Here is a 10,477-nt window from a genome sequence, read left to right as displayed (position 1 = left end):
CTAATAAGGTTGGACGGTTTCGGAACTTGCGTCAAATCCGGCACGGCCCGCCCGGCTCCCCCGACCGGACCCGCGAGCCGCCCGCCAGCGATCTCCCCCTACCGGCCCCGCGGCCGACGACCGACCCCCACGATGGAACAACTCGACCGCATCGGCGACGTGTTTGAGGCCGCCACCGGCGGCATCACCAACGCGATCACCAAGCTGTTCGGCTCCAGCAACGAGCGCCGCGTCCGGCAGCTCGGCTTCGTCCGCGGCAAAGACGGCTCCACCACCGTCGTTCCCGGCTCGACCCTGGACAAAATCAACAAGCTCGAGCCGGAGCTGGAGAAGCTCTCTGACGAGCAGTTGAAGAACACCGCCGCGGACTTCCGCGCCCGGTTGGAGAAAGGCGAGACGCTCGACGACCTGCTGCCCGAGGCGTTCGCCCGGGTCCGCGAAGCGAGCAAACGCGTCGCCAAGATGCGTCATTACGACGTGCAGATGATCGGCGGCGCCATCCTCCACCAGGGGATGATCGCCGAGATGACCACGGGCGAAGGCAAGACCCTCGTCTCCTCCGGTCCGGCGTTCCTTAACGCCCTGGCCGGGCACGTGCACGTCATCACGGTCAACGACTACCTCGCCAAGCGCGACATGGAGTGGATCGGCCCGATCCACACCGCGCTCGGTCTGACCGTCGGCGCGATTCAGTCCGGCATGCAGCCGCCGGAGCGGCAGGCCCAGTACGCCTGCGACATCACCTACGGCACCAGCAACGAGTTCGGCTTCGATTACCTCCGGGACAACATGAAGCCCCGGCTCGAACTGCAGGTGCAGGGGCCGCTGGACTACGCCATCGTCGACGAGATCGACAACATCCTGATCGACGAGGCCCGCACCCCGCTGATCATCAGCGGCCCGGCCCACGACGACGTCTCCCGCTATCCGGTCGCCGACCGCATCGCCCGCCAATTGAAGGCCGGCAGCGACTTCGAGATCAAAGAGAAGGAACGGACCTGCCACCTCACGGAGTCCGGCGTGCGTCGGGCCGAGGAACTGGCCGGCGTGGAGTCGTTCTACACCGCCGGCAACATGGAGTGGCCGCACTTCATCGACAACGCCCTCAAGGCGCATCACCTGTATAAGCGCGACGACCAATATATGGTCCGCAACGGGCAGGTGATCATCGTCGACGAGAACACCGGCCGCCCGATGGAGGGCCGCCAGTGGTCTGACGGCCTGCACCAGGCGGTCGAGGCGAAGGAGGGGGTGAAGATCAAACCGGAGACCCAGACCTACGCCACGGTCACGCTGCAGAACTTCTTCAAGCTCTACGGCAAGCTGTCCGGGATGACCGGTACGGCGATGACCGAAGCCGACGAGTTTCTGAAGATATATAAACTGGACGTCGTCGCCGTTCCGACGAACCGGCCGCTCCAGCGGCAGAACCACCCGGACCTCGTCTGCCGGACCGAGAAAGAGAAGTGGGACGCCGTCGCCGAGGAAGTCGCCGAGGAGCACGCCGCCGGCCGTCCGGTGTTGATCGGCACAACCTCGATCGAAGCCAGCGAGAAGGTCTCCAATAAGCTCAATAAACGCGGCGTCAAACACTTCGTGTTGAACGCCAAGCACATTGAAAAAGAATCCGAATTGATCGCCCAGGCCGGACGCCCCGGCGCGGTCACGATCGCCACCAACATGGCCGGTCGCGGCACCGACATCATCCTCGGCGGGAACCCGGAATACGCCGCCTGGGAGCAGCTGCGCCACACCTACGACAGCCGTCTGGACGTTCCCAAGGACGAGTGGGACGGGCTGATCGCCAAGATCCGCGAAGAGGAGGGCATGAAGGAGCAGGCGAAGCAGATCGCCGAGGCCGGCGGCCTGCACGTCATCGGCACCGAGCGGCACGACTCCCGCCGGATCGACAACCAGCTCCGCGGCCGTGCCGGTCGTCAGGGCGACCCGGGGTCGTCCCGCTTCTACGTCTCTCTTGAAGATCGCCTCATGCGCGTCTTCGCCGGCGAGTTCGTCCAGCGGGCGCTGGATATGGCGGGGATGAAGGAGGGCGAGTTCATCGAATCCAAGATGGTCTCCCGCCGCATTGAGGGCGCTCAGAAGAAGGTGGAAGAACGCCACTTCGACCAGCGGAAGAATCTCCTCGAATACGACGAGGTGATGGACGACCAGCGGAAGCAGGTCTATCGCTTCCGGCAGGACATCCTCGAGGGCGCCAACTGCCGGGACATCATCCACGAGATGATCCGTCGGCAGGTCGACCGCCGGGTCGACCACTTCTACGACCGGCTCTATCCGTGGAAGACCGCCGCGGAGATCGCCCACAACGCGTTCGGGTTGGACATGGACGCGGACCGCATCGAGGGGTCCACGCTCGAACAATTGATGGTCATCCTCCGCGACGAAGCGTTGGAGCAGGCGGACGCCTCCATCGCGGAGAACGTCGAGGTGAACCTCTCCATCACGGAGGACGAGGAGGGCATGCAGACGGAGACCTACAACTGGAATGCCCTCTCCCGCTGGGCGAACGGCCGGTTCGGGCTGAACACCAACGACCGCGAGCTGAAAAAGATCGGCCCCGCCGAGGTCGAGGATTACCTCCGCGAACGGGCCCACCAGTCGATCGACCGCAGCGAGCTGGGGCAGGAGGTCGAGGAGAGCCTCGCCCAGGACAAGAAGATGCGGAACGTCACGCTCCGCGACGACCGCGGGATGCCGATCCCGCCCCAGCGGACGGTCGCCGGCGTGCTGGAAGAGGTGTTGCGGGAAGACTACCCGCGCATCAGCCTCGCTCATTTCCTGGGTCAGCAGTTTGCGTTGCGGGTCGACCCGGCGGACTTCGCCGACATCGACAATCCGGACGAGGTGAAGGCCGAGGTGATGAACCGCCTCGACCGGATGTACAAGGACAAAGAGGTGATGTTCCCCGTCACCGTCGGCCTCACCCGCTTCCTGCAGGACGGCAGCGGCGGCGGCGATCGGCTCGGTTTGGCCCGCTGGGCGAGCGGTCGGTTCGAGAAGCCGCTCGATCCTGAGGCGGTCGAGAGCAGCCCCAAGAACGAACTCGAAGGTCTGCTGGCGGACGCCTCTCGCGGCTACTTCATCAACGGCGAGGTCGCGGAGAAGGTCGACGACACGTTGGACCGCGTCTACGGCGGCCGCGGCGTCGATCCGATGCCCCGCGGCGACGCCCCCGACCGCACCCGCAAGGCGGAGCACCCGGAGGATCTCGCCCCGCTGATCGACTGGGCGAACAAGGAGTTCGAAGCCGGTCTGGAAGCCGCCGAGGTCGCCACGCTTCCCAAGGCCCGCGCCCGCCAGGTGCTGCTGAAGCCGTACGAGGAACGCTATCGCCCCGAGCTGGCCCACGCGGAGCGGCTGCTGATCCTCGAAGTGCTGGACACGGCGTGGAAGGATCACCTCTACCACATGGACCAGGTCCGCAGCGGCATCGGCCTGTCCAGCTACGCCCAGAAGGATCCCAAGACCGAGTACAAGCGTGAGGGACGCAAAGCCTTCAACGACATGTGGGATCGCGTCGGCGAGCAGGTCACGCGGGCCATCTTCCGGCTCGAACGAGACAGCAAGCAGTTCGTCGGGAACCTCTGGCAACTGACGGAGCAGAAGGCGATCCACGCCGCCCCGACCGCCGACACGGCGCCCGCCCCGGACCACGCCGGCGGCGTCGAAGGACGAGGAGAGCGCCAACGGGAACTCTCCACCAACCGCGGCGACGGCGAGGGGGAGGCGACGGTCGCTCCCATCAAGAACACCGCCCCAGACGTCGGCCGCAACGACCCGTGCCCCTGCGGCTCGGGCAAGAAGTACAAGAAGTGCCACGGCGCCGACGCCTGACGACCGCCGCTCGCTGACGCACGCTCTCGAACGGCAAGGGAATGCCGCATCTGCTCAACGCCGCCTATCTTCTCACGCTGGTCCTCGCCGGGCCGTATCTGGCCTGGCGTCGGCTGGTGCAGGGAAAGGACCGCACCGGTTGGCGGGAGAAACTGACGGGACGAGTCGAACCGAGAGCCGGGGCCGGTTCCCAAGACGATTCGCCCTGCATCTGGTGGCACGCGGTGAGCGTCGGCGAAGCGCTGCAGTTGCCGAACCTCATCGCCGCCGTGCAGGAGCGTCGGCCGGATGTCGTCCCCGTCGTCACCGTGTCCACGGGGACCGGACTGGAGGTCGCCCGCAAGAAGTTGCCGGGCATCGCGGTGCATCAAGCCCCGATGGATTTCAGTTGGGCGATCAACGCCTTCCTCCGACGCACGCGGCCCTCGGCGTTGGCGCTGGTCGAACTCGAACTGTGGCCGAACCTCGTCCGCTGCTGCGAAGCGGCTGGCGTGCCGGTCGCGGTGGTGAACGGGCGCTTGAGCGCCAACAGCTTCCGTGGTTACCGGCGGGCGCGTCCGCTGATCCGCGGCACGTTCGCCCGGCTGGGCTGGGTGGGCGCTCAGACGCGCGAATACGCCGACCGCTTCGTCGCCCTCGGCGTCGACCCGCAGCGGGCGGCAGTCACCGGGAGCGTGAAGTTCGACGGCCTTCGCACCGACCCTCGCAACGAGGTCACCGAGGCGCTCCGTCAGGCGTTCGGGTTGGAACCGACCGAACCCGTATTGCTCGCCGGCAGCACGGGCGATCCGGAGGAAGGGATCGTTCTCGACGCGTTCGAGCAGATTCGTCGGGCGGTTCCCGACTGCCGTTTACTGATCGCCCCCCGGCACGCGGAACGCTTTGAGGCCGTCGCGACGCTGATCGCTTCGCGGGGGCATCAGACACGTCGCCTCAGCCAGATTCGGCAGGCGAGCGGCGGGCGTCAGCCCGCTGAGGCGAAGGGGGAAGCCTCAAATCCTCAGGGGAATGACGCCCCCCGCTCGCCGGTGTTGCTGCTGGACACGCTGGGCGACCTCTCCGCCGCGTGGGGGCTGGCGACGGTCGCGTTCGTCGGCGGGAGCCTGAACGACCGCGGCGGGCAGAACATGCTGGAACCCGCGACGTACGGGGCGGCGGTGCTGCTCGGACCGAACACCCGCAACTTCGCGGACGTGGTCGCCAAGCTGACGGCGAACGACGCCGTCGTCGAAGTGCAGGACACGGCATCCCTCGCGGCCGCCTCGACTCGATTCCTGACGAACGCGGCCGAGCGATCGGCCATCGGCGAACGCGCGCAACAAGTGGTGCGTGAGAACGCCGGGGCGACCGCGGCGACCGCGGACGCGCTCGTGGCTCTTCTGCCGGTCGCGACGATCGGGACGAACGTCCCGCTGGCACGGGCCGCGTGAACCGCGTCGGCGGGGCGGTTTGCCCGGTCGGCCGATCGACCGCTAGACTCCCGCCGCGCCGGTGAAGCGGCGTGCCCCCCGTATCATTCACTTCCGACGCGCCTGGCGCGTTATCACGAAACGCCGCGCTGCGCCCGCACGCCGGCCGGAGTCTCCATGGCGAACTTCCTCTTCACCAGCGAATCGGTGAGCATGGGGCACCCCGACAAGGTGTCCGATCAGATCTCCGACGCCGTCCTCGACGCTCTGCTGAGCGCCACGCCGGAGAACCAGCGGGCCGAGGTGCGGTGCGCCTGCGAGACCCTCTGCACCACCGATCGCGTCGTGCTCGGCGGGGAACTGCGTCTGCCGGAAGGCGTGACCTTCCCGGACCTCGAACCGGTCGTCCGGGGCGTCGTGCGGGACATCGGCTACCTCGACAAGGACGTGAAGTTCCACGCGGACACGCTCTCGTTCGATTCCTACCTGCACGAGCAGAGCCAGGACATCGCGATGGGCGTCGATTCGGGCAAGACCGCCTCGGGGGACGAGAAGGACGTCGGCGCCGGCGACCAGGGCTTGATGTTCGGCTACGCCTGCAAGGAGACGCCCGAACTGATGCCGCTGCCGATCAGCCTCGCCCACAAGGTGCTGGCTCGCCTGAACGAGGCGCGCTTCGGCAACGAGGTCGACTGGTTGCGGCCGGACAGCAAATCGCAGGTCACGGTGCGTTACGAGGACGACCGTCCGGTCGCGGTGGACGCCGTCGTCGTCTCCACTCAGCACGCCGAGGGCGTGTCGCAGGCGGACATCAAAGCGTTCGTCCGGGACACCGTCATCAAGGACGCGATCCCCGCGGAGATGCTGACGGGCGACGTGACCTATCACATCAACCCGACCGGCAAGTTCGTGATCGGCGGCCCGGACGGCGACTGCGGCCTGACCGGCCGGAAGATCATCGTGGACACCTACGGCGGCTGGGGCCGCCACGGCGGCGGCGCCTTCAGCGGCAAGGACGCGACCAAGGTCGACCGCAGCGCCGCCTATATGGCCCGGCACGTCGCCAAGAACGTCGTCGCCGCGGGGCTGGCGGAGTACTGCGAAGTGCAGCTCGCCTACGCGATCGGCGTGACCGATCCGGTCAGCGTGCGGTGCGAGACGTTCGGCACCAGCGAACTGCCGGAGGAGCAACTGACCGCCGCGATCCGCGAAGTCTTCCCCCTGACCCCGCGGGCGATCATCGATCACCTCGACCTGCGGCGCCCGCTGTTCCGTGACACCGCGCATGGCGGTCACTTCGGCCGCACCGGCGAGGCCTTTACCTGGGAGAAGACGGAGCATGCCGCGGATCTGAAAGCCGCCGTCGGCGCCTGATTCGTCGAACGACAGAGGCGGCGCGGGAAGAAACCCGCGTTGACCTCCCGGGCCGCCTCGTTCGATGGTCGCGGGGATGTTCGCTTCGCCGCCCCGCCTTCGCCCGCTGCCCGTCCCGGCGGCGGCCTTGGGCTGGGCGGCGTTGCTGCTTGCCCTGCTGATCGCCGCGGCCGCGGCGGCCCCGTGGGCGGTTCGCACGGTTACCGCCGCCGCCGTCGCAACCGCCGCTGCGGTTTGGGGATGGCGGAGCGCCCGTGAGCCTTGGCGCTGCTGGATTGCCGGCGCGCCCCTCGCCGCGTGGGCGCTGGGGACGTTCGGGTGGGGCGGGGCGACCGTCGTGGCCGGAGCGGCGTGGATCGCCCTCCTGGGGGCCCGAACGAAGCCGCAGCCCCCTCGATGGGGGCGGCCCGTGGCCGCGGGGCATTCAGATCAATCGGTACAGCCGATCGAACCGGAGGCGAATGGGCAACTTTCGGACGGCTTCTTCCCCGAGACGTTCGAGCCGGACGAGTTTGAGTCGAACGACCTCGAACTTGGAGAGTTCGAATCGGACGAGCCGGAGCCGGATCAGTGGTTCTCCCGCACGGCGGACGCGATCGAAGGAGAACTCCTCGTGCCCTGCGAGAACGGCGTGGGTACGGCCCACGTGCTGTTCTGGCCGGCGTTCGCAGCGCCGCCGCGGGTCCAATGTCACCCGGCGGACGGCGTCGGGCGCGTGCGACCCGCGCGGGCGTTGCCGCAGGGCGTGCGATTCGAGGTGACCCGCCCGGACGGCGAAACCGGACCGGTGCGAGTCTGCTACGAAGCGTCCGTCTGACTCTTCAGGGCACGTCCCTTCAGACGGACTTCTGCTCCGGCGGCTCCGGGAGGTGCAGATCCAGCGTCACGCCGGAGATCGTGCCGTCCGCGGGCATCGCGATTTCGAGCCGGCAGGGGCCGGTGAGCAGCGCGGTGATGTCCGCGGAGAACTCATCCGGCCCGGCGGGCGGCAGCATGGAGCCGTTCAGCATGAAGCAGGTGCCCAGCGGGACGTCGGCGATGCGGAGCACCGCGCGAGTTCCGTCCTCCAACCCCGTCGGCGCATTGAACCGCCGACTGAGCGTGCCGGGGAGCTTGGAGGTGTGCGGCAGGGTGGCGCGAACCGGCTTCACGCCGGCCGCGGCCCATTCCCATGGACCCCGAAGGCGGATGCTGTGCGGGGGGTGAGGCATGGGGCTGTCCGGGCTGGGCGAGAAAATCGACTGTCAGTATAGTCTGCGGTGGCGTCGTCGGTCTGGTCCGCCGTGGTTTTCGCCGTCCTCACTCGCGCCCCGCCCGTCGCTCGATGCTCCCGGACGCCCCCGCCCCGGTCGATCGCCGCCCGCGCAGCCTCGTCCTGCCGTCTCATTCCGCCCCGCCGTCCCACGCCGTGCCGCAGCCGTCTACAGGGGTGGACGGGATTCGCTCCGCTGTCCCAGTTCCCCCCGCGAGCGTGCCGGTTTCCTCCTCGACGGCCCGGCCCCGCAAAGCGCCGAAGTATTTTTCCGGATCGCAGCGCACCCAACGTCTGACGGGCGTGCGGGTCGTCGGCACGGGGGCGTTCGTGCCGCACCGCGTGGTCACGAACGACGAGCTGGAGATCGAACACGGCTTCGAACCCGGTTGGATCGAACGCCGGACCGGCATTCTCGAACGCCGGCACGCCGCCAAAGACCAGGCGACCAGCGATCTCTGTCTGCCCGCCGCCCGGGACGCCCTGCATGCGGCCGGACTGAAGGCCGCGGACATCGATCTGTTGGTGGTCGGCACCTTCACGCCGGATCAGTCCTGCCCCAGCACGGCGAACCTCGTCCAACATCGGTTGGGCTTGGACGCCCCGGCGTTCGACGTGCAGGCCGCCTGCAGCGGCTTCATGTACGCCCTCGTCACCGCGGCTCAGTACGTCGCGACCGGTAACGCGAAACATGCGCTGGTGATCGGCGCGGATCTCAACAGCCGGATCGTGAATCCCAAGGAGATGACCGTCGCCCCGCTGTTCGGCGACGGGGCGGGAGCCGTCGTGCTGTCCGCCGGCGGACCGGACCAAGGGTTGGTCCGGTACCAACTCGGCAGCGACGGCAGCGGCGGGCCGTTACTGGAGATCCCCCACGGCGGCACCCGCTGCCCGCTGACCCAGGAGGGGCTGGTCGAGGGGAAGCAATACCTCGCGATGGATGGTCGAACCGTCTTCAAATGGGCCGTCGAGGCGATTGAGCACAGCATCGGCCACGTACTGGAAACGGAGGGCCTTCAACCCTCGGACATCGCCGCCTACTTCCTTCATCAGGCGAACATTCGCATCCTCGATCACGCCTCGGGGTGCCTGGGACTCGACCCGGACAAAGTCTGGAACAACCTGTCTCGCTACGGAAACACCTCCGCGGCGTCGATTCCGCTGTGTCTGGACGAGGCGGTGCGGCAGGGCCGCGTCGAACCCGGCGACGCCCTCTTGCTGTGCGGCTTCGGCGCCGGACTGACCTGGGGCACGGGCGTGCTCCGCTGGTAGAACGCGAGCCGCCGCCGACCTGGCCTGCCTAGATGGTCGGTTGGTGGGGCCGCTCGATCGTCGGGACATCGCTGGCCGCGACGCCGACGCGGGGGACTTCGCCGTCGTCGGCGGGCGGGCCGTCTTTCGGCTGCCAGATTTCATCCGTCTCCACCGCGTCGTCGGCGTAGCGGAGCAGGAAGTAGCTGACCGTCGTCAGCGTCCAAAACAGCCCGGCGGCGAACGCGGCCGGGAGCGCCTTCCATAACGCCGTCCAGAACGATCCGACCGCGGCGGCGGTCGAGGCGCCTTCGGCTCCCGTCACCCCGGTCGCGGTCAGATCCTCCTGACCCATTCCGACCGCGGCGAACCCCGCCGCCAGTTGGGCCGCCGCCGTCGTCGCGAGATGCACCGCTGAGACCGCGACCGCGGCGATCACCACGCCGATCGCAACGTGCAGGGCCAACCGCAACGGCCGACCGAGGACGTAGCTGAACGCTCGGCTGAACGCGTCGAAGGCGTCGGACCCTTCGACCGCCAGGCAGGCCAGCATCAGCGGCCAGCCGACCGCCGCCAGCACGAGCAACGCGACCGCCGCCAGTCCCGCCAGCAGGGCCGCTCCCCACAGCACGGCTACCAACCACGGGCCGGCGGCCGGGATGTCGCCCGCCCAACCCAGCAGAATCAGGCCCAACGCCAGCACGCCCAACCCGGTCGCCGGCAGCAGCGGACCGCCCAGGGCGCTGACCCACGTCCGTCCGGCCAGCCGGACCGCGGCGGTCGGCGAGCCCGTCGCGCCGAGGGCGAATCGCACCGCGGCGCATCGGCAGATCACGGTTCCGAAGAAGCCCCACACGATCAACGCCCACAGCAAGCGGACCGCTCCCCGGAAAACGGCTTCGACGCTCCTCAGACTCAGCAGATCCGTCGCTGCGGCGTACGCCGGCTGGAGCGGGGCGAACGCGGCGGAGGCGGCCGGAACGAACTGGATCCCGAATCCGCCCTCGTCGAGATCCCCGCCGAGGGGCGCTCCTTCCCACGGCGCCGCGACCGGCGGAGTCACCGGCTCCGTGAGGGGCGGCGCGCCGCCGAGCAGCGTCGTGATCCCCTGATCGCCGCCGGCCGTCAAAGCCAAGCCGGCGAACGCCAGCAGGATGATCACCGGCGACGCCGCGATCCGCGGAGCTTCCAGCAGACGGAACTCCGGAACCCATCGCGCCCAATCCACAGGGCGATTCGACGGCGCCGGGTGCGGCACGCCCGGCGGCAGATAGGGCGCGCGACCGTCGACCTGATTCGTCGTCGGTCGGGGGGAGACCGGCGGGAGGGACTGGGG

6 protein-coding genes and 2 pseudogenes are annotated in these 10,477 nt (G+C 68.6%); 6 read left to right on the top strand and 2 right to left on the bottom strand.

The window, feature by feature from the left end; genetic code table 11:
* Window positions 1-132: 132 nt before the first annotated feature.
* The 5 genes and pseudogenes from secA to LzC2_RS17915 form a co-directional block, all read left to right on the top strand.
* A pseudogene (gene secA / locus LzC2_RS17930) lies at window positions 133-2,631 on the top strand (preprotein translocase subunit SecA); the annotation flags it as partial.
* A 48-nt stretch (window positions 2,632-2,679) separates the two neighbouring features.
* A complete protein-coding gene (locus LzC2_RS23080) occupies window positions 2,680-3,855 on the top strand; it encodes an SEC-C metal-binding domain-containing protein (protein WP_414636422.1) in 1,176 nt (391 codons plus the stop codon).
* Between the two features lie 41 nt (window positions 3,856-3,896).
* On the top strand, window positions 3,897-5,285 hold the full coding sequence (locus LzC2_RS17925; protein ID WP_171189403.1) for a 3-deoxy-D-manno-octulosonic acid transferase: 1,389 nt from the start codon (window positions 3,897-3,899) through the stop codon (window positions 5,283-5,285).
* Between the two features lie 156 nt (window positions 5,286-5,441).
* Complete coding sequence (gene metK / locus LzC2_RS17920; RefSeq protein ID WP_171189402.1) at window positions 5,442-6,638, top strand: methionine adenosyltransferase; 1,197 nt, start codon at window positions 5,442-5,444, stop codon at window positions 6,636-6,638.
* Between the two features lie 76 nt (window positions 6,639-6,714).
* Complete coding sequence (locus LzC2_RS17915) at window positions 6,715-7,455, top strand: hypothetical protein (RefSeq protein ID WP_171189401.1); 741 nt, start codon at window positions 6,715-6,717, stop codon at window positions 7,453-7,455.
* Between the two features lie 19 nt (window positions 7,456-7,474).
* On the opposite strand, the gene LzC2_RS17910 is transcribed toward LzC2_RS17915, so the two are convergent.
* A complete protein-coding gene (locus LzC2_RS17910) occupies window positions 7,475-7,849 on the bottom strand; it encodes a hypothetical protein (RefSeq protein WP_171189400.1) in 375 nt (124 codons plus the stop codon).
* Window positions 7,850-8,109: 260 nt separating this feature from the next.
* On the opposite strand from LzC2_RS17910, the gene LzC2_RS17905 reads away from it, so the two are divergent.
* On the top strand, window positions 8,110-9,162 hold the full coding sequence (locus LzC2_RS17905) for a beta-ketoacyl-ACP synthase III (protein ID WP_315854733.1): 1,053 nt from the start codon (window positions 8,110-8,112) through the stop codon (window positions 9,160-9,162).
* A 28-nt stretch (window positions 9,163-9,190) separates the two neighbouring features.
* On the opposite strand, the pseudogene LzC2_RS17900 reads toward LzC2_RS17905, so the two are convergent.
* Window positions 9,191-10,477, bottom strand: a pseudogene (locus LzC2_RS17900) (hypothetical protein); the annotation flags it as partial.

Origin of the sequence: Alienimonas chondri, from assembly GCF_013036045.1 — a bacterium.
In the GTDB taxonomy this organism is placed as follows: Bacteria; Planctomycetota; Planctomycetia; order Planctomycetales; family Planctomycetaceae; genus Alienimonas; species Alienimonas chondri.
Note: the sequence above shows the minus strand (reverse complement) of the source record. Positions and strands in the feature narration are given on the sequence as shown.